This window comes from Alloalcanivorax dieselolei B5 (assembly GCF_000300005.1).
Taxonomy (GTDB): Bacteria; Pseudomonadota; Gammaproteobacteria; order Pseudomonadales; family Alcanivoracaceae; genus Alloalcanivorax; species Alloalcanivorax dieselolei.
In genome coordinates this window covers 1,800,861-1,818,698 of the sequence record NC_018691.1, presented here as the reverse complement: position 1 = coordinate 1,818,698, position 17,838 = coordinate 1,800,861, and the positions used below count along the sequence as shown (strand labels likewise).

17 protein-coding genes are annotated in these 17,838 nt (G+C 63.0%); 4 read left to right on the top strand and 13 right to left on the bottom strand.

Going from position 1 to position 17,838, the window contains the following annotated elements; genetic code table 11:
- Positions 1–17: 17 nt before the first annotated feature.
- The 6 genes from B5T_RS08330 to B5T_RS08310 all read right to left on the bottom strand — a co-directional run bounded on the left by B5T_RS08330 (position 18) and on the right by B5T_RS08310 (position 5,888).
- On the bottom strand, positions 18–1,502 hold the full coding sequence (locus tag B5T_RS08330; RefSeq protein WP_014994050.1) for a capsule assembly Wzi family protein: 1,485 nt from the start codon (positions 1,500–1,502) through the stop codon (positions 18–20).
- Between the two features lie 415 nt (positions 1,503–1,917).
- The gene (locus B5T_RS08325; RefSeq protein ID WP_014994049.1) at positions 1,918–2,322 is read right to left on the bottom strand and encodes a DUF1330 domain-containing protein; all 405 of its coding nucleotides are present in this window, start codon (positions 2,320–2,322) and stop codon (positions 1,918–1,920) included.
- Between the two features lie 127 nt (positions 2,323–2,449).
- Positions 2,450–3,061 (bottom strand): YigZ family protein, encoded by a 612-nt coding sequence (locus B5T_RS08320; RefSeq protein WP_014994048.1) that lies wholly within the window; start codon positions 3,059–3,061, stop codon positions 2,450–2,452.
- Positions 3,062–3,298: 237 nt separating this feature from the next.
- Positions 3,299–4,273, bottom strand: coding sequence for a quinone oxidoreductase family protein (locus B5T_RS08315; RefSeq protein ID WP_014994047.1), 975 nt, complete (start codon positions 4,271–4,273; stop codon positions 3,299–3,301).
- Between the two features lie 158 nt (positions 4,274–4,431).
- Positions 4,432–4,878 (bottom strand): REP-associated tyrosine transposase, encoded by a 447-nt coding sequence (locus B5T_RS22505; protein WP_202803070.1) that lies wholly within the window; start codon positions 4,876–4,878, stop codon positions 4,432–4,434.
- Between the two features lie 233 nt (positions 4,879–5,111).
- A complete protein-coding gene (locus tag B5T_RS08310; RefSeq protein ID WP_014994045.1) occupies positions 5,112–5,888 on the bottom strand; it encodes a helix-turn-helix domain-containing protein in 777 nt (258 codons plus the stop codon).
- Positions 5,889–5,999: 111 nt separating this feature from the next.
- On the opposite strand from B5T_RS08310, the gene B5T_RS08305 reads away from it, so the two are divergent.
- A complete protein-coding gene (locus B5T_RS08305; RefSeq protein ID WP_014994044.1) occupies positions 6,000–6,263 on the top strand; it encodes a hypothetical protein in 264 nt (87 codons plus the stop codon).
- The gene (locus B5T_RS08300; protein WP_014994043.1) at positions 6,260–6,658 is read left to right on the top strand and encodes a hypothetical protein; all 399 of its coding nucleotides are present in this window, start codon (positions 6,260–6,262) and stop codon (positions 6,656–6,658) included. The genes B5T_RS08305 and B5T_RS08300 overlap by 4 nt, the downstream gene beginning before the upstream one ends.
- Before the next feature lie 157 nt (positions 6,659–6,815).
- Here B5T_RS08300 and B5T_RS22250 read toward each other — a convergent pair whose 3' ends face one another.
- The 4 genes from B5T_RS22250 to B5T_RS08280 form a co-directional block, all read right to left on the bottom strand.
- Positions 6,816–7,676 (bottom strand): YbaY family lipoprotein, encoded by an 861-nt coding sequence (locus B5T_RS22250; protein WP_014994042.1) that lies wholly within the window; start codon positions 7,674–7,676, stop codon positions 6,816–6,818.
- A 148-nt stretch (positions 7,677–7,824) separates the two neighbouring features.
- The gene (locus B5T_RS08290) at positions 7,825–8,253 is read right to left on the bottom strand and encodes an organic hydroperoxide resistance protein (protein ID WP_014994041.1); all 429 of its coding nucleotides are present in this window, start codon (positions 8,251–8,253) and stop codon (positions 7,825–7,827) included.
- Between the two features lie 89 nt (positions 8,254–8,342).
- Positions 8,343–8,789, bottom strand: a complete 447-nt coding sequence (locus B5T_RS08285; RefSeq protein ID WP_014994040.1) for a MarR family winged helix-turn-helix transcriptional regulator — start codon at positions 8,787–8,789, stop codon at positions 8,343–8,345.
- A gap of 207 nt (positions 8,790–8,996) precedes the next feature.
- The gene (locus tag B5T_RS08280; protein ID WP_014994039.1) at positions 8,997–10,205 is read right to left on the bottom strand and encodes a 3-oxoadipyl-CoA thiolase; all 1,209 of its coding nucleotides are present in this window, start codon (positions 10,203–10,205) and stop codon (positions 8,997–8,999) included.
- Between the two features lie 250 nt (positions 10,206–10,455).
- On the opposite strand from B5T_RS08280, the gene B5T_RS08275 reads away from it, so the two are divergent.
- Both B5T_RS08275 and B5T_RS08270 read left to right on the top strand, forming a co-directional pair.
- The gene (locus tag B5T_RS08275) at positions 10,456–11,607 is read left to right on the top strand and encodes an acyl-CoA dehydrogenase family protein (protein WP_014994038.1); all 1,152 of its coding nucleotides are present in this window, start codon (positions 10,456–10,458) and stop codon (positions 11,605–11,607) included.
- A gap of 204 nt (positions 11,608–11,811) precedes the next feature.
- Positions 11,812–13,227 carry a hypothetical protein gene (locus B5T_RS08270; RefSeq protein WP_229682935.1) on the top strand — a complete coding sequence of 472 codons (1,416 nt, stop codon included), beginning with the start codon at positions 11,812–11,814 and terminating at the stop codon, positions 13,225–13,227.
- Positions 13,228–13,388: 161 nt separating this feature from the next.
- Here the strand turns inward: B5T_RS08270 and B5T_RS08265 are convergent, their stop codons facing one another.
- From B5T_RS08265 to B5T_RS08255, 3 genes are all read right to left on the bottom strand, one after another.
- Positions 13,389–14,171 (bottom strand): citryl-CoA lyase, encoded by a 783-nt coding sequence (locus B5T_RS08265; RefSeq protein WP_014994036.1) that lies wholly within the window; start codon positions 14,169–14,171, stop codon positions 13,389–13,391.
- Positions 14,172–14,349: 178 nt separating this feature from the next.
- On the bottom strand, positions 14,350–16,299 hold the full coding sequence (locus B5T_RS08260; protein ID WP_014994035.1) for a TRAP transporter permease: 1,950 nt from the start codon (positions 16,297–16,299) through the stop codon (positions 14,350–14,352).
- 88 nt (positions 16,300–16,387) lie between these two features.
- Positions 16,388–17,527, bottom strand: coding sequence for a TAXI family TRAP transporter solute-binding subunit (locus B5T_RS08255; RefSeq protein ID WP_014994034.1), 1,140 nt, complete (start codon positions 17,525–17,527; stop codon positions 16,388–16,390).
- Positions 17,528–17,838: the final 311 nt, after the last annotated feature.

Below are 17,838 nucleotides of genomic sequence, written 5' to 3'. Positions count from 1 at the left end.
GTCACCGGAAAATCCTGTTACCAGTCAAAGGTACGGCGCCATTGCGCCATGGCGGTCAAACGTTCGCTCTCGCCAGCGAAGGTTTCCACCGGATCGTCGGTGGCGGCCAAGGCCCAGGTGAGCCGGCCACCGAGAAAATCGTGTTCCAGACGCAGCTCGCCGAGGATCACATCCTGCTCATCCACGGCCTGGAGGATTTCGGCGCCGTCCGGGTGCACATGAGCCCGTTTGCCGCCATCCACGTTAAGGGTGGCGCTGCTGAGGGCCGCGGTGAACACCACGCCACTGCGGAAGAACTGCTGTACCCCCAGGGTCGCCACCTTGGCGTCGCTTTCCCAGGTGCTGGCCAGATTGCGTCCATAATATCGGAAGCCGCTGGTATATCTTGAATGTTCGTACATCACGCCTTCGCGGGCATTGCCGAACAGATCCCCAGCCACGGTGTTGGCGCCCTCGATGAAAAAGCGCTGACTGCCCTTGCCCATATGGGTAAGGAAGTCGAAACCGAACTGGGTGGCGTACTTGGACGGCATGTAACCGGCCTCGTCCTCGCCCATGGCCTGGCCATAGAAACTGGTGGGCACACCGAACAACGGGAAGCTTGCACGGAAATCAAAACCAGCGACCTGGTTGCTAGGATCCTGGTTCTGCTGACCGTTGTCCTTGCCGATGATGGCATCCCACAAAGACCCGCCACCTTCGGTTGCCCCATCCCCACCCCATTGGAACAAACGGGTGAAGCCGATTTGCAAGAAAGAGGCCGGACGCAGCGTCAGGCGGCCACCCAGCAATTTGGCATCGGGGATGCCGCGATCCTGTTCCAGTTGCCCACCGAACATCTGCAGATCCCAGGGGCCGATCCAGTTGAGCCAGCGGGACTGGGGTGCATAGGGGGTTTGGCGGCTGACCCAGAAACCGGCCACCGGACGAGCGTTGGATGACCAGGCCAGGGAGCTGTGCCAGCCCGGGCCCCACCAGCGATCGATGGCGCCGACGCCCAGTTGCCAGTTGCCGAGACGGCCGGCCAGGTAGCTGCCGTCGGCGCGCACTTCGCGCTCATCACGGTTGTTGTCGATGTATTGGGCTTCGATGTTGGCGGCCCAGCGCCGGCCCGTATAGCTGACGGCCATGCGGGCATCGGCTTCGCCCATGGGCTGGGAGCCGAAATGGGAAAACAGCGGTTCCTGGTTGGCGCCGCCGAGCGTGAGGGTGGCGGTGCGGGTCTGGCCCTTGGCCTGATCCATGGCGGCGCGCAAGTAAGCGGCGTGGTCGGAGCTGCGGCACTCTTCCGGCATGCCGGACATACCCACGGCAATCGCCGACCAGTTCAGCGGCCAGGTCAGGGTCAGCCCCTTGAAGCAGCCCATGGCGGACAGTGCTTCCACGTGGTGCCTGGCTCGCAGATCACCGGTTTCCACCCAGGGCGCGGCTTGCACCCCGGACACCCATCCGATCAGCGCGACGGCGGCGCTGCCTTTTAACCACTTAGCCCAATCAACCACTGGGGATCCTTTTCCAACCCGTTTTTACACTCCTTCCGGAGCGGGATTATGACCCGGCCGTTACGTCGTGAATACGGCGGCAGCCGGCATTTTACATCGACTTTACCACCAGATGGCTATAGCAAAGGCGATTCCCCGACCCTGCCCGGCCCGAGGCCCTGATCATTTCGCCATCGCGGACCCCGGCGCGCTGTGTTCTGTTCGACAGAAATCACGGCTGGTACGGTGCCCCGCGCCATGCGCATCAAAGCAACAGGCTCGGGATTCACTGTTACCGGTTTATGACCGCCCCCGGGCCCCGGCAGGCCAGGACGGTACCGGCGGGCGGGCTCCAGCGCAAGGGGCCAGGGCTCTTTGGCGGTCTGTTCAACCCTTTGATACGGAATTGTTACAGAGCATTAACCGGACTGTTGTTTCATGGCGACTGCTTCATGGCGACAAGGCGGGCTTCTTCCAGGGCGGCGGTGCGGTGACGGGTGGCTTCCCGGTACTCCGGGTCCGCCAGCATAGCGGCGAAGGCCTGGATCGAGGGGTAACGCACCAGCAGCACTTCATCCCAGTGCTCATCCGGCGGCGCGATCACCCCGGCCAGGGCATCCCCGGACCAGATCAGTTTGCCGCCCACGCCTTCGACTTTGCGGAACGCCACTTCGGAATAGCGCCGGTAGGCTTCGCGGCCATCGTAGTCGGCATCACCGCTTTTCCGGTAGTGGGCGACGGCACGGAAACGCAGCAGGTTGAGCATGACGATGGGGGTATCGGCGGGAATGCCGGCGAGGATATCCGGCAGGCGGTCTTTGTCCGGATCGACAATGGACATGGGGCTCTCCTTTTATTATCGGAATGGGGTTTTCGAGAGTGCCTGGAGTGGAATGGTTAGCCCATGGTGAAAGGCGTCGTATGTTTGGCTCTGTGGGAGCCAGCCTGCTGGCGAAGATTCCATCTCCCTACGGTTTCTCGATGGCAAACCCATGCGCCGCGCAGAATGCGTGCAGATCCCCCAGAGCCAGATCCGGCAGGCTGACGCGGGCGGTCACGCCCTCGCCATACTGGATCTCCATCAGCTCGGCTTCATGCTGGCCGCACCAGTGGCGCAAGGGTTGCTCGCCAGCGAAGTCCAGGCTCACGGTGACCTCGCTGGTGGGCTCCTGCTCAATCACTTCCATGGCCGCCAGCACCGCTTCCGCCGCGGCGGAATAGGCCCGCACCAGGCCGCCGGCCCCCAGCTTGACGCCACCGAAGTAGCGGATCACCACCACCATGGCGTCGCCCACGCCTTTGTGCTGCAGCACATTGAGAATTGGTCGTCCGGCGGTGCCGGAGGGCTCGCCGTCGTCGTTGGCGGCGCCCTGGGCGGAGGACGGCGGCCCGATCAGCCAGGCATAGCAGTGATGGGTGGCGTCCGGGTAACGCTCACGGGCTTCCGCCAGCACCGCCTGTGCCGCCGCCCGGTTGGTGACCGGTCGCAGCCAGGCGATGAAGCGGCTTTTGTTGATTTCAATCTCCCGATCCACCGCCGCGGCGGGGACCGGATAAGAAGGGGGGGCCGGTTCCGTCATGGCGGCATTGTACGGGGTCCCGGCCTTTGTGTCCGGCCTCGGTGTTCATTCCACGCGAGAGAACGCTTTGTAAGTCGATCTCGCAATCATAGTCCCACAGGTCGCTACAAGGCCCCTGTAGGAGCTAGCCCTGCTGGCGAATCTTTTTTGCCTCGAGCCCATTCGCTTGCAGGGCAAGCTCCTACAGCGGCTTCGTAAGCTGACCTGTAAGAGCGGATCAACGGACCGCGGTCAGTCTTACACCTTCAATGCCACCGCGCCGCTGGTGAGGCGGTCCTCCATGTCCTGATGCGCCTGTCCGATTTGTTCGAACGGATACACCCGCGGCGGCTCCGGTGTCAGCACGCCGCTTTTCAGGGCCTCGAAGAAGGCGGCGGCGGTGGCGTCCCGCTCTTTCGGGTCACGGGTGTAGTGGCCGCGCATGGGCCGCACCACGGTGTTGGAGCCGCGCGCCAGCAGCGAGACCGGCATCGGTTCCACCGGGCCGGAGGACTGGCCAAAGTTGACCAGATGTCCCAGCGGCGCCAGGCAGTCCAGGGACGCATAGAAGGTGTCCTTGCCGACGGAATCGTAGGCCACCGCCACGCCCTCGCCTTGGGTGATCGCCCGGACCCGCTCGACGATATCCTCCTCACGGTAGAGGATCACGTGGTCACAGCCCCGGGCGCGCACCAGCTCCGCTTTTTCCTCACTGCCGACGGTGCCGATTACCGTGGCGCCCATATGGTGTGCCCACTGCACCAGCAGTTGCCCGACACCGCCGGCGGCGGATTGCACCAGGATGGTCTGGCCGGCCTGTAACGGAAACACCTGATGCAGCAGCACGTGGGCGGTGGAGCCGCGCACCATCATCGAGGCGGCGCTGATTTCATCCACGCCATCGGGAATCTTCACCAGGGTATCGGCGCTGATCCTCCGTTCGTCGGCGTAAGCGCCGTAGTTGCCGGAGACGTACACCACCCGTTCGCCCACCGCGAAGCCTTCCACTCCCTCGCCCACCGCGGTGATCTCACCGGCGGCTTCCAGGCCGGGGATGCCGGGTAGCGGCAAGGTTTTATACAAACCGGAGCGTACGTAGATGTCGTGAAAATTGACGCCGATGGCGGTCTGTTTGATCCGCACCTCCCCGGGACCGGGGTCGCCCACGTCCACCTCTTCCACCCGCAACACTTCCGGACCACCGGCTTCATGCATGACCAAGGCCTTCGCCATTGTTGTTCTCCCGAGTTCAGAAAGGGTTTAACGGTACGGCATTCCCCCCCGTAGGAGCCAGCCCGATGACGAATCCCGGCTCATTCGCTTGCAGGGCAAGCTCCTACAGCGGCCTTGTAGCATGGCCTGTAGGAGCTAGCCCTGCTGGCGAATGATTTTTATATCCAGACCGCATCCCAGAGCGAATAATCGCGAACGGAGCGGACCAGACCTGCTCGTAAGGGATTCGCGATGATGTACCTGGCCGCCGCAACGACGTCATCATCTATTCTCAGTGCCCGGTCGTGGAAGCCCCTTTGCCATAGCGGCCTGTTGGTTCCGCATAATCGGCGCCAGCGCTTACAAGCCAATGATTTCATTTTCTGAACCACATCGGATAAGCGAGCATCGTCCCTAAGCTGTAATAGCCAATGCACATGATCTGGCATCACCACAAAACACAATGTATTGGCCTGCCAGGAAGTGCCTTGCATCGCCTGTACCGCACACCGGCCTTGCGGCAAGGTGGAAAAAAGAGAATTCCTCTGCCAACAAATTATCGTGATCGAATAGATGCGTCCGGTTTCACTGAACCGCCCTGACCGCAAACGGTGCCCTTGAGCCATCCTTGGCATTGTCATTCTCCTTCAATCTTTGTTTCCCTGAGTCATAGCATAATCTGTAGGGCGAATCAGGCTCCCTGGCGTTGGGGCATTCGCTTGCAAGGCATGCTCCTACGGCGGCTTCGTAGCACAGTCTGTAGGAGCTAGCCTTGCTGGCGAATTGGCGCCCGACGCGGGGCATTCGCTTGCAGGGCAAGCTCCTACAGCGGCCTTGTAGCATGATCTGTAGGAGCCCCCTACCCCCGCCACTTCCCTGGTGTCACGCCAAACCTGTCGCGGAAGGCGGCGATGAAGGCGCTGACGTTGTCGTAGCCGAGTTCCAGGGCGACGGTGGTCACCGGGGTGTCGTTGGCCAGCCATTCCAAGGCGCGCAGCAGCCGCGCCCGTTGCCGCCATCGTTGGAAGCTGAGGCCGGTTTCCTGGGGAAAGCGCCGTGACAGGGTGCGCGCCGAGAGCCCGGCCCAACGCGCCCATTCGCTTTGGTCGCGCCGGTCCGCCGGCTCATCCAGCAGGGCGCGAGCCACTTTCAGCAGGCGTGGATCGGTGGGCATGGGCAACCCCAACGGCGCTTCCGGCAGCTCGCGAATCTCGGCGGCGATGACCGCCGCCAGCGGATCATGCCGACGCTCCCAGCTCTCCTGGTCCCAACTGGCGGCACGTTTCACCGCTTCCATCAACAGCCCGGAAACCCGCACTGTGCAGGGTGCCTCCGGCAGCCCCGCGCACAGCTCCTCGCGCATCAGCAGCGCCCAGCCATCGAACCGGCCATGGGGGTCGATACCGTGCTCGCAGCGCGGTGGAATCCAGATCGCGTGAACCGCCGGCACCGCCCACAGGGTGGCACCGGTCCGCACGGTCAGCAGACCGTCGATGGCGCCGCACAACTGGCCTTCGTCATGACTGTGCACGCCGGCCATGCGCGCCTCGCGTTCGGCGTCCCGTTTGTTCCAGACACGGGCCACCAGAGGCCCGGGAAAGGCGGGAAAGGAACCGCTGCCAGAGGTTAAAGCCATGATGGCGAGTTTCCGTTATTGAATGACCTCTATACCGTATTTCAGTCATTCGCTTCGCGCTAGTCTGTTTTCACCCCCCTGTTCCCGCCCTTCCATTGAAAGGATCTAACCATGCGAGCCAATGACATACTGCCCGACGAGCAAAGCACCCTGGACCTCGACGGCGTCACCATCCGCAAGGGGTCGGTGGGGGCGTTTCTGGTCAATGCCCGCCAGTGGCTGGACCCGGCCACGCCGGAGCCGCAACGGCGGGAAGCGGAACGGGATCTGGCGGAATTACTGCCGGCACTGGATGCGCTGGGACTGTTCGACATCCTGCAGGTGCGCCAACCCAGCCTGCGCCAGTGGCTGGATGATCAGCGCGAGGGGCGATGATGACGCTGGACGACTTCGAGATTCACGACATCAGCGCCTTTCCCGTGGTGCGCTTCTTCCCCGCGTCCCTGCCGGAGGGTTACGCGCTGCGCTGGGAAGAAGAGATGAACGCCCTGATCGCCCAGCCGGAACCGTTCGTGGTGCTGCTGGGTAACGCCGAGGTGGCGCAGGAGACTCACCAGGACCGCAAGCGCCGCACGCTGTGGCTCAAGCGCAACCGGGACGCGCTGGCCCGTGCCTGCAAGGGCATGGTCGGGGTGCAGCCGAACGCCGCCAAACGGCTGGTGATGCAAACCCAGAGCGCGGCCCTGGCCGGGCTGTTCAATGTGCCGCTACGGATAGTGGCCAGCGTGGAAGAAGCGGAGCGGCTGGGGCGGGTGTTTTTGTCGGAGTGAGGGGCGCGGTCCCTTGGATCGCTGTGTTTCACGGGCCTGACTACGAAGCCGCTGTAGGAGCTAGCCCTGCTGGCGAACCCGGGCCCCGGCGTTGGGGAATTCGCTTGCAGGGCAAGCTCCTACAGCGGCGTTGTAGCAAGGGTCGCAGAAGCCACCCTCACAACTCCTGGCCGCACCCGTTCAGAGTGGTATCGCCGTAGCTGACCATCACGGTGTACGGATACTCCTTTCCGCTCATGTCGTCCTGGCAGGGGCTCTGTTCGATTTCCACGGTCAGGTCGGTGTCTTCGTTGCTGGCCTGGTAGAGGGTTTTGCCGCCCTCTTCCTTGGGACCGGGATCCGGAGTGGCGATGGTGGTTTCACCGTAATCGGTGACCAGCTCCAGTTTCACCTGCGGATAGATGGCCAGGCTCCAGCCGGGCTCATTGCCCGCCGCCCAGAACTGGGCGCCCTGCTCACGGACTTTCTGCGCCGCCGGAGACAACCCGGCACCCTCTACCCCCTCCATATTCTCCGGATTCTCCCGAGGCGTGTCGTCACCGGGCACCCGATGAACGATGACGGTTACCGGCTGGTCGTTGCTCTCACCCACTTCCACGGTATGCCGCTCGGTGGTGGTCCACAGCAGTTTGTCCTGCTGATCGCGGATTTCCGCGCGCACCGCGTAGCCCATGCCCATGTCCGGATTGACGTCACCGCGCATGTACGTCAGCGCAAACGGAATCGGCACCTGGGTTTCCGGTTCGATGGTCTGCTCGGCGATCACCTTGGCCGCGGCATCGGCCAGGGAAACGTCCTCCAGCACCACCCTCACGGTGACATCCGGCGGCAACGCAATGCGCTCCCGATAGAGCACTTCGCCTTTGAGGGTCACCTGCTGTTCTTCCTGTTCCATGGCGGTACCTTCCATGGCGGAACCGCCTTGCCCGGAGGATCGGGAATCGTTGGCCGGCCCCTGGTCACAGGCGGTCAGCAAGGCGGCCACCGTCAGGGCGGAGAGAGAAAGCGTGGTTTTCATGATCGCTCCTTGAACATGGCGCAAGACTGGGAATTCACCTGCAAACTCTAGCAGGCGCCAGGGCAAAAGCGATGATGGCGGATGAAGGTTTGATGAAAATAAACAAAGCCCCTCGCCAGGGTCCTGGCAAGGGGCTCGGGGGCGGGAATCAGACCTGCACGTTCAGGCTGACGTCGATGTTGCCGCGGGTGGCGTTGGAGTACGGGCACACTTCGTGCGCCTTGTCGACCAGTTGCTCCGCCTGGGGCTGATCCAGACCCGGCAGGCTCACGGTCAGCGCCACCTCCAGGCCGAAACCAGCGCCCACCGGGCCGATGCCCACCTGCCCCTGAACACTGCTTTCGGCGGGCAAAGTCACCTTGGCCTTGCCGGCGACCAGTTTCAGCGCGCTGAGAAAACAGGCGCTGTAGCCGGCGGCAAACAACTGCTCCGGGTTGGTGCCTTCGCCGCCCGGCCCCCCCAGGGCCTGCGGCGTGGTCAGCTTCACATCGAGGGCGTTGTCGCTGCTCACGGCGCGGCCGTCACGGCCGCCGGTGGCTTTGGCTTCGGCGCGATACAGTACTTTTTCGACACTCATGGTGCTCTCCTTTACGGTGATTTTGCGCTATTAAATAGTGCACTATTTAAATAAACCCAAAGCAAGGCGCCAATGTGCAACGTGGCGCCCTACCCGTTCAGTTTACGGCGCAAGGCATGAAGCTGATCTTTCAGTGCCCTCAGTTCTTCCGGCTGGCACTGGCTGGCGCAGGCCACCGCTTCGGGAATTGCTTCAGCCCGGATGCGCAGCTCACGTCCCGGGTCGGTAAGCTGCACCCTTACCCGGCGCTCGTCATCGACGGCCCGGCGGCGGGACAGCAGGCCCATGCCTTCGAGTCGCTTGAGCAGCGGCGTCAGCGTGGCGGAATCCAGGAACAGCCGCTCGCCGATCTCCGACACGGTCTGTCCATCCTCCTCCCACAACACCATCATTACCAGGTATTGCGGGTAAGTGAGCCCCAGTTCGCGCAACAACCGGCGGTAGACCTTGGTCATGGCCAGGTTGGTGGAATAAAGGGCGAAGCAGACCTGGAGGTCGAGCTTGAGCAGGCTGTCGGGGGTGTCGTGATCGTTCATGAGGGCGATATTAAATCGTGCACTATTTAATATCAAGAAAAATCGAAGTCAGGGAGCTGACTCGCCAGCAGGGCTGGCTCCTACAAGAGCATGCTACGAAGCCGCTGTAGGAGCCGGGCGGCGGGCAGCCTGCCCTGCAAGCGAATTTCCCAACTCTGGGGGACCATTCGCCAGCAAGGCTGGCTCCTACAGTGAGATACTCCGGCGTTAGCGCGGCAGGCGCTCGATCAGCATGGCCACGCCCTGGCCGATACCGATACACAGGCTCACCAGCGCGTAGCGGCCGCCGGTGCGCTCCAGTTGGCGCAGCGCGGTCAGCGCCAGACGGGAGCCGGAAGCGCCCAGCGGGTGGCCGACAGCGATGGCGCCACCGTTCGGGTTGAGGCGCTCATCGTCGCCTTTCAGGCCCAGTTGCTTGCAGCAGCCGAGCACCTGAGTGGCGAAGGCCTCGTTGATTTCAATTACGTCCATGTCCTTGAGGGTCAGACCGGCACGGTCCAGTACCTTGTTGCAGGCCTCCACCGGACCCAGGCCCATGACCCGCGGCGCCACGCCGGCCACGCCGCCGGCGATGATGCGGGCGCGCGGCGCGATACCAGCGGCTTCGCCGGCGGCGCGGGAGCCGATGATCAGCGCGGCGGCGCCGTCGTTGACACCGGAAGCGTTGCCGGCGGTGACGATGCCGCCCTCAACGATGGCCGGCAGCTTGGCCAGCTGCTCGGCGCCGGTGCCCGGACGCGGGTGCTCGTCGGCGTCCACCACCAGGGGCGGCTTCTTGCGGCCCTGGGGCACTTCCACCGCCATGATTTCTTCCTTGAAGAAACCGTCGGCGCGGGCTGCTTCGTAACGGGCCTGGGACTGGGCCGCATAGGCGTCCGCTTCCTCGCGGCTGATGCCCAGTTCGGCGGCCACGTTGTGGGCGGTTTCCGGCATGGTGTCGGCGCCGAATTCCTTGAGGATTCTCGGGTTGGGGAAGCGCGCGCCGATGGTGCTGTCGAACACCTTCATGTCACGGCTATAAGGGGTTTGCGCTTTGGCCATGACGAACGGGGCGCGGCTCATGGATTCCACGCCGGCGGCGATCACCAGATCGCCTTCGTTGACGGTGACCATGCGGGCGGCGTCCAGAGTCGCGGCCAGACCGGAACCGCACAGGCGGTTCACGGTGACACCGGCCACCGACTCCGGCAGGCCGGCCAGCAAACCGGCGTGACGGGCCACGTTACGGGCGTCTTCACCGGCCTGGTTGGTGTTGCCGGCCACCACGTCCTCGAACTTCTCCAGGGGGAAGTCGTTGCGGTTGACCAGGGTGCTGATGACGGAAGCCAGCAGGTCATCCGGGCGTACCGGTGCCAGGGCGCCGGCGTGGCGGCCGAAAGGAGTGCGCAAACCGTCGTAGATGTAGGCGTCAAGCATGCTGTGAGGTCCTCAAAGGTTGGTCCCGAATCCAAGTGTTCTGGTGAGGCGGTAATCGACCGCAATCGCGGTCCATAAGCCGCTCCCACAAGGCACGGCGCCATTCATAGGGAAGCACGGGAAGTGGCGTCCGCTGTGCGGAATGTTGTTTTGAAACTTGACGGAAAGGATAGGCCGTGACAGAGTGCCTTGCAAGTCGGGTGACCGCCCGGTCCGCCCATACTCTCTTGCTGATCGAAACGACAGAATCATGATTCGTGACCCCGAACTGCTCAACCAGCTCGTCGACACTGTTCGACGTTTTGTCCGTGACCGTCTCGTGCCCGCCGAGCAATCCGTGGCTGAGAACGATGCCATTCCCGAAGACATTGTCCAGGAAATGAAAGAGATGGGCCTGTTCGGCCTGTCCATCCCGGAAGAGTATGGTGGTCTGGGCCTGACAATGGAAGAAGAGGCGCTGGTGGCGTTCGAGATCGGACGGACCTCGCCGGCTTTCCGTTCCCTGTTCGGTACCAATAACGGTATCGGCGCCCAGGGTATTCTGATCGACGGCACCGAAGAGCAAAAGCGCAAGTACGTGCCGAAGCTGGCCACCGGCGAAGTGATCAGTTCCTTCTGCCTGACCGAGCCGGACGCCGGCTCCGACGCCGCCAGCCTGAAAACCCGCGCCGTGCGCGATGGCGACCACTACATTCTGAACGGCACCAAACGGTTCATCACCAACGGCCCGAAGGCCAACCTGTACACGGTGATGGCGCGTACCGACCCGGACAACAAAGGCGCCGGCGGCATCACCGCCTTTGTCGTCGAGGGCGACACCCCGGGCCTGATCCGTGGCAAGCCGGATGTGAAAATGGGCCAGAAAGGCGCCCACACCTGCGACATCACTTTCGAAGATTGCCGGGTGCCGGCGGAAAACATCATCGGCCTGAAGGAAGGCCAGGGTTTCAAAACCGCCATGAAGGTGCTTGATCGCGGCCGCCTGCACATCTCCGCGGTGTGCGTGGGCGTGGCCGAACGCCTGATCGAGGATGCCCTGCGCTACGCCATGGAACGCAAGCAGTTCGGTCAGCCGCTGGCCGAGCACCAGTTGATCCAGGCGATGCTGGCCGACTCCCGCGCCGAAGCGTTCGCCGGCCGTTCCATGGTTCTGGAAGCCGCCCGCACCAAGGACGCCGGCCAGCCGGTGAGCCTGGACGCGTCCTGCTGTAAACTGTTCTGCGCGGAAATGGTGGGCCGGGTGGCCGATCGCGCGGTGCAGATTCACGGCGGTTCCGGCTACATGTCCGAATACGCGGTGGAGCGTTTCTATCGCGATGTGCGTCTGTTCAGGATCTACGAAGGCACCACCCAGATCCAGCAGATCGTGATCGCTCGCAACATGGTGCGCGAGGCACAGTAAACGCCGCTTTGCTGGCGATCACGACTGGCATTGGGATATTTGCTTGCAGGGCAAACGCCTACAGCGGCTTCGTAGCCTGATCTGTAGGAGCCAGCCCTGCTGGCGAATTGGCGCCCAACACGGGGCATTCGCTTGCAGGGCAAGCTCCTACAGCCGCTTCGTAGCGCGACCGCAGCACAATAAAACAATCAGGGGACAGGTTAATTGAACAGGGAATGGCCCCGGCGTTTGCGCCGGCTGCTGGATTACGCCTTGCCGCTGTGCATGGCCGCCACCCTGGTTTCCCTGTTGTTCCCCAATCCGCTCTCCCCCTGGATCGCGCGCCCCACTCTGCTGATCTATCTGCTGGTGCAATGGCCTCGCATGAGCAAACTGGCCAAGGGCCTGCTGTTGTTCATCACCATCCTGTCCGTCCTGATATCAACTCAGAGTGATAATCCCCTGCCCCAGTTTCTGGCGGCCTGGGATCGGTTCTGTTTCTTCGCCACTTTCGTCTCCGCCCTGGGCCTGTTGCGGGTGTCGGCCATGCGCTCCCGCCTGGTGCGTCACGCCGGTCAGGTGCTGATCCGCCAGCGTCCGGCCTGGCGCTACCCGACGCTGTCCATCGGCACCGCGGTGTTCGGCATGATCATCAACATCGGCGTGATCGGCCTGTTCGGCTCCATGGTGCAACGCAGCAACAGTCTCAGTGCCGCCGGCGGCGAACGGCGTGTGCAGGCGGTGCGTGAACGGCGGATGATGCTGTCGATTCTGCGCGGCTTTGCCCTGGTGCCGTTGCTGTCGCCGCTGGGCGTGACCATGGCGGTGATGCTGTCGAACATGCCGTCACTGCGCTGGCACACCATCGCGCCGGTGGCTCTGCCCACCGCGGTGCTGATGTTCGCCATGGGCTGGTTGCTGGATTGGGTGCTGCGCCCGCGCAACCTGAAAGTGCCGCCGGTGGATCGGCGTTCTCCCAAACCATTGTGGCAGTTCACCGCCCTGGCCGCGGTGATCACTTCGGCGGTGTTCCTGTGTGGCTGGGTGCTGGATGTGCGCTTGCCGGTGGCGGTGCTGATCGCCTGCCCGCTCAGTGCCTTCATCTGGCTGTCGTTGCAGCGGCGCCGGCTGGGCGGCGGCACCGGTGCCCGGCGGGCGGCCATGTTGCTGTACCGGCATTCCCGTCTGATCTTCGGCGCCAACCGTAACGAAGTGGCGATTCTCGGCGGCTCCGCGTTCCTCGGCGCGCTGCTGGTGCCGGTGATTGATCGCGACATGCTGGCCGAGGCGCTGTTGCACACCGGCCTGTATGGCCCCTGGTTCGCGGTGGCGGCGATGATGGCGGTGATCCTGTTAGCGCAGATTGGTCTCAACCCGATTGTTTCCGTGACCCTGATCGCCGGTATCTTCGCCGATACTCACGAGATTGGACTGGAACCGGTGGTGCTGGCGGTGGCGCTGATGAGCGCCTGGTCCCTGGCGATGATCACCTCACCCTTCACCGCCGCCATGCAGGTGCTTGAGCAGCTGTTGCAGCGCTCGTCCTACATGATCGCCTGGCGCTGGGACGGCCTGTTCTTCTGGATCATCGTGCCGACACTGTGCGTGTGGGTGTTCGTGCTGCATTCTTTTCTGGGATGAGCTGCTGGGATAGCTGACAAGGGACAATCAGAAGAGCCGTCCCGGGATAGCCACAAAGCTGCTGTAGGAGCCAGCCCTGCTGGCGAATTGGACTTCTGGCCCCAAAAGATTCGCTTGCAAGGCAAGCTCCTACAGCGGCTTCATAGCGAAGCGGTGGAGAGCTATTCCGGCCGGATGTGCGCAGTAGCTTCGTCTTCCACGCGTTGCCAGATTTCCACGCCCATGGGGTTTTCCGATTCTTCCAGGATGTGCCCCACCAAGCCGATGGCGCGGGCCATGACGCCGAAGCCGCGCACGATTTTCCAGGGGAAACCGAATTCACAGCAGATCGCGCCGATGGCGCCAGTGGCATTGATCGGCAGTTGTTTCCCGGAGGCCGCTTCGGCTTTGGCGGCGATGCGCTGCATCAGATCCACGTAGCGACCGGACAGGCCATTTTCCTCGGCGATCTGGAACAGCCGCGGGGTGCGCGGATCCACCGGCTTGTGCAGCGGGTGGCCAAGGCCGGGAATGATCTGCTTGCGGCCACGGAAGCCGGCGACCACTTGATCCGCCAGGGCATCCAGATCGACATCGGCTTGCGCATCCGGCAGCGCCTCATAAAGCATTTTCGAGGCGCCTTCCATGCTGCCGACGAACACCGTGCCAAGACCGCACAGGCCGGCGGCCACCGCCGCTTGCAGGGATTCCGGCGCGCCGGCATAGGTGATGCGCGCGGCCAGCGCGGACGGCGTGATACCGTGTTCCACCAGGGTGATGACGATGGCGTTGAACACCTTGGATTGTTGCTCGGTGGGCGCCTGCCCGGTCAGTTGCAGATAAGCCAGGTCCCCCAGGTTCATGTGCCCGAGAATGTCATTGGGCAGATCCTTGCCCCGCACTTCGATGCGGTCACGGGTGCTCCAGGCGATGTCGGAGCGAATCGGTTTGTTTTGACGAGCCATGGTGACTTCCTCGTTTTGGTTCGTTGGTATGAAATTGACGGCTGTTTCACCCTCTCCCCCGGCCCCTCTCCCCTCAAGGGAGAGGGGAGACAAGACAACCCCTTCTATTCGGTCCCCTCTCCCTTGAGGGGAGAGGGACAGGGAGAGGGTGAAACGGCACGGCTCCACAGACCGTGATTCAGGTTTCGGTTTGCGCGTCTTTCCGGGTTCCCGGCAGTAGCAGACCGCTGAGATAAACCAGCCCCACCAGCGCCACGCCGGCCACATCCGTCTCCCAGCCGGGCACCATCATCAGCAGGCCGCCGATCAGAAACAGCAACGCCTTGAAGCGGTTCAACGTACCGTGGAAATAGGCGTAACGTTCCAACCCGGCGGACAGCATCCAGACGCCGATGGCGGCGGTGATGACATAGCGGACGATCAGTATCGGTTCGCCGCGCAGAATCAGCTCCGGTTCCATCACGAACAGGAACGGCAAAATGAACAGCACCGATCCCAATTTGAACGACTGGAAGGCGGTCTTCATTGCCGGCTCGCCGGCCACTCCGGCGGCGGTGATCGACGCCAGCGCCACCGGCGGCGTGATATAGGACAGCATGCCCCAATAGAGAATGAACATGTGGCTGGCCACCGGATCCAGGCCCATTTTCACCAGCGCCGGCGCCAGCACGATGGCCAGGAAGATGTAGCAGGCGCTGGCGGTCATGCCCATACCCAGTACGAAGCTGGTGAGCGCCCCCAGTATTAGCAGCAACGCCACGTTGTCGCCGGCGTACTGGATCAGTTCACGGGAAAAAGCCGTGCCGGCGCCGGTCAGGGACAGCGCCCCCACCACCAGCCCGATGCCGGCCAGAATCGCCACCAGATTGGCCACGTTTTTGCCGGACTCGACAATCACATCCAGGATCACCCGCTTGCGGTTACCGCCGCGATGCAAAACCAAAGCGGTCACCAGCAACGCCACGGACGCGTAGAACGGCGCCATGGATTCAATCCGCCAGGCCAGCAGCAGAAAGACCAGCAGCGCCAGGCTGAAAAGATAGATCCAGCCTTCCAGCAGGGTTTTCACCACCGATGGCAGCTCTTCCTTGGGCAGTCCTTTCAGCCCCTTGCGCGCGGCGTGCGCATCCGCCTGCAGGAACAGGATCAAATAGAAAAACAGCGCCGGCACCAAAGCGGCGGACGCCACTTCCAAGTACGGGACATTGAGAAAGGACGCCATGATAAACGCCACCGCGCCCATGATCGGAGGCATGATGGTGCCGCCGGTGGAGGCACAGGCTTCCACCGCGGCGGCATAGGTGCCGGGGTAACCGTAGCGCTTCATGGTGGGGATGGTCATCGGACCGGTGGACAGCACATTGGACACGGCGCTGCCGGAAAGACTGCCGAAGAAGCCCGAGGACAGAATCGAAACCTTGGCCGGCCCGCCGCGACGGGATCCCATCAGCGCGTAGGCCAGCTTCATGAAGAAATCACCGCCGCCGGACACCGTCAGCACCACACCGAAGACAATGAAGCCGATCAGCAAATCCGCCACCACGCGCATGGGAATGCCGATGATGCTCTCCACGCCCATGGCGTTGGCACGCACCGCTTCCTCCAGGGTGTATTGGGATCCCCACAACACGCCGGGCATGCTGTCGGCGAACAACGGATAGATGCTGAAAACCAGACACACCAGCAACAGGACGGTGCCACCGCAACGGCGCACGCCTTCCAGCGCGATCAGGACCAGCACTCCGGACAGCACCGTGGGCAGCATGGGGGCGTCGATGTCCCAGCCGCTATTGATAATGGTGGCCGCGTTGGAGGAGAAGTAAACGCCCACCGCCAGGGTTATCAACGCCAGTAGCCAGTCGTACCACGGCACCCGTTCGCGGCTGCCCTTGGTGGCGGGAAAAACCAGAAAAGCCACGGCCACGAACACGCCGATCAACAGGTAATAGAAAGCGGTACTCAGTGGCTGAAAGCCGAACAGCCTGAGTGTAAAGACCTGGTTCACCGCCAGGGTCAGCCCCAGGGCGGACAGTATCAAGACAGCGACGTAAGCGGCGCCGGATACCCGTGTGACCTCCCCTTTCGGACTCATGGCCGGGGCGGTGTCGGGATTGGATTCGGCCTGCATGGTCGTTTCTCCGTCATTCAATCGATGACAACGAAGCGGCCGTAACGGGATCACCGCCCGGCCGCTTCGCTCACAAGCCTGAGTGGCCTCAACCGGCGCCCAGGGCCTCTTTGCGGTAGTCCATCCAGAATTGCGGCCAGGCGTCGTCACTGATGCCTTTGGTTTTGGCGTCGTCACGCGCGGCCTTCCACGCGGCCTTCACTTTCTGAAGATGCTCGATACGCTTCTGGTTCCATTTGTCGTCCTCGGCGGTCCACACGCCGATTTCCTTCAGATAGCGAATCGCACCGGGGTGGAAAGGCGCATCCACCGGCGGCCGACCGGACAATTTCACGTCCCAACGGGGCATCACCGGATTGGAGTCCTTGTACAGGTCATAGGTGGACACCACCGCCTTGGTCATGTTGTAGGCCTCGTCATCGGAGAGCGCGGCATAGGTAACGATCATCGGATAGCGGTACGCCGCCATCGGCGCCGGTTTGTCCTCGGACATACCGGCGCCGACCGTTTCCATGGCGGCTTCGAAGATCGGCGCCACCTTGTTCAGACGGTCCCAGGCCTCCTCGTCGTCCAGGGGGATATTCGGCCACGCCAGACCACGGGGGCTGGACTCCAGCTCATAGAGCGTTGGCGCTCCCGGAGACACGATGGCGGCATCGACGGTGTCTTCGATCATGCCGCGCAGAGAGGCACCATAGGACGGCAGGCGCACCTGCTGGACGTCGTCCCAGGTCAGACCAGCGGACGCCATCAGCGCTTCGGCCTTGATGTTCACCGAAGGGTTCGCTTCCACATAGGCCACACGCTTGCCACGCAGGTCCTCGAGCGTCTTGATGTTGGCATCGGCGGCGGTGGCCAGCGACACCGAGGCCGGACGGCCCAGCAGCACACGCAGATCCTGGGGGCCCCAGTCGGGACTGGCGAAATCATAGATCCCTTCGGCGGCGAAATAGGTTTCGGTGGCGAGGAAGGCGAATTTGACCCGGCCGGTTTCCAGCGGCTTGAGACGACCGATGGCGGTACCAGAGGGCATGATGCGAATACGCACGCCGTACTCTTGCATCATCGCGTCGGCGATCATCGACGCTTCGGTATAACCGGAGGAGCCCACATCGTAGGCGCTCCAGAGCATGGAACGTTCCAGGTTGACGTCGTCGGCCAGCGCATTGTGCGCGGCGACCAGAGGCAAGGCGGCCAGCGCCGCCCATTTGGCGAGGGACTTGAACATAATGGTTATCCTTATTGTTGAGTGTTGGTCGTGAAAGGTCAGGCTCGGGTTGTTGCATGATCTGTAGTAGCCAGCCCTGCTGGCGAATTCCAGTCTTCCGGCGTTGGCACATTCGCTTGCAAGCAAGCTCCCACAGCGGCTTCGTAGCCTGGTCTGTGGGAGCCAGCCCTGCTGGCGAATTCCGGTCCTCCGGCGTTGGCACATTCGCTTGCAGGGCAAGCTCCTACAGCGGCTTCGTAGCCTGGTCTGTAGGAGCCAGCCCTGCTGGCGAATTCCAGTCTTCCGGCGTTGGCACATTCGCTTGCAGGGCA

Coding starts and splice junctions, on each gene's coding strand:
- B5T_RS08320 (WP_014994048.1), bottom strand. CDS start 3,061: ATGACGGAACCGGCCCCCCCTTCTTATCCGGTCCCCGCCGCGGCGGTG.
- B5T_RS08290 (WP_014994041.1), bottom strand. CDS start 8,253: ATGAGTGTCGAAAAAGTACTGTATCGCGCCGAAGCCAAAGCCACCGGC.
- B5T_RS08285 (WP_014994040.1), bottom strand. CDS start 8,789: ATGAACGATCACGACACCCCCGACAGCCTGCTCAAGCTCGACCTCCAG.
- B5T_RS08300 (WP_014994043.1), top strand. CDS start 6,260: ATGATGACGCTGGACGACTTCGAGATTCACGACATCAGCGCCTTTCCC.
- B5T_RS22250 (WP_014994042.1), bottom strand. CDS start 7,676: ATGAAAACCACGCTTTCTCTCTCCGCCCTGACGGTGGCCGCCTTGCTG.
- B5T_RS08265 (WP_014994036.1), bottom strand. CDS start 14,171: ATGGCTCGTCAAAACAAACCGATTCGCTCCGACATCGCCTGGAGCACC.
- B5T_RS08310 (WP_014994045.1), bottom strand. CDS start 5,888: ATGGCTTTAACCTCTGGCAGCGGTTCCTTTCCCGCCTTTCCCGGGCCT.
- B5T_RS08305 (WP_014994044.1), top strand. CDS start 6,000: ATGCGAGCCAATGACATACTGCCCGACGAGCAAAGCACCCTGGACCTC.
- B5T_RS08255 (WP_014994034.1), bottom strand. CDS start 17,527: ATGTTCAAGTCCCTCGCCAAATGGGCGGCGCTGGCCGCCTTGCCTCTG.
- B5T_RS08275 (WP_014994038.1), top strand. CDS start 10,456: ATGATTCGTGACCCCGAACTGCTCAACCAGCTCGTCGACACTGTTCGA.
- B5T_RS08280 (WP_014994039.1), bottom strand. CDS start 10,205: ATGCTTGACGCCTACATCTACGACGGTTTGCGCACTCCTTTCGGCCGC.
- B5T_RS08315 (WP_014994047.1), bottom strand. CDS start 4,273: ATGGCGAAGGCCTTGGTCATGCATGAAGCCGGTGGTCCGGAAGTGTTG.
- B5T_RS08325 (WP_014994049.1), bottom strand. CDS start 2,322: ATGTCCATTGTCGATCCGGACAAAGACCGCCTGCCGGATATCCTCGCC.
- B5T_RS08260 (WP_014994035.1), bottom strand. CDS start 16,299: ATGCAGGCCGAATCCAATCCCGACACCGCCCCGGCCATGAGTCCGAAA.
- B5T_RS22505 (WP_202803070.1), bottom strand. CDS start 4,878: ATGGCTCAAGGGCACCGTTTGCGGTCAGGGCGGTTCAGTGAAACCGGA.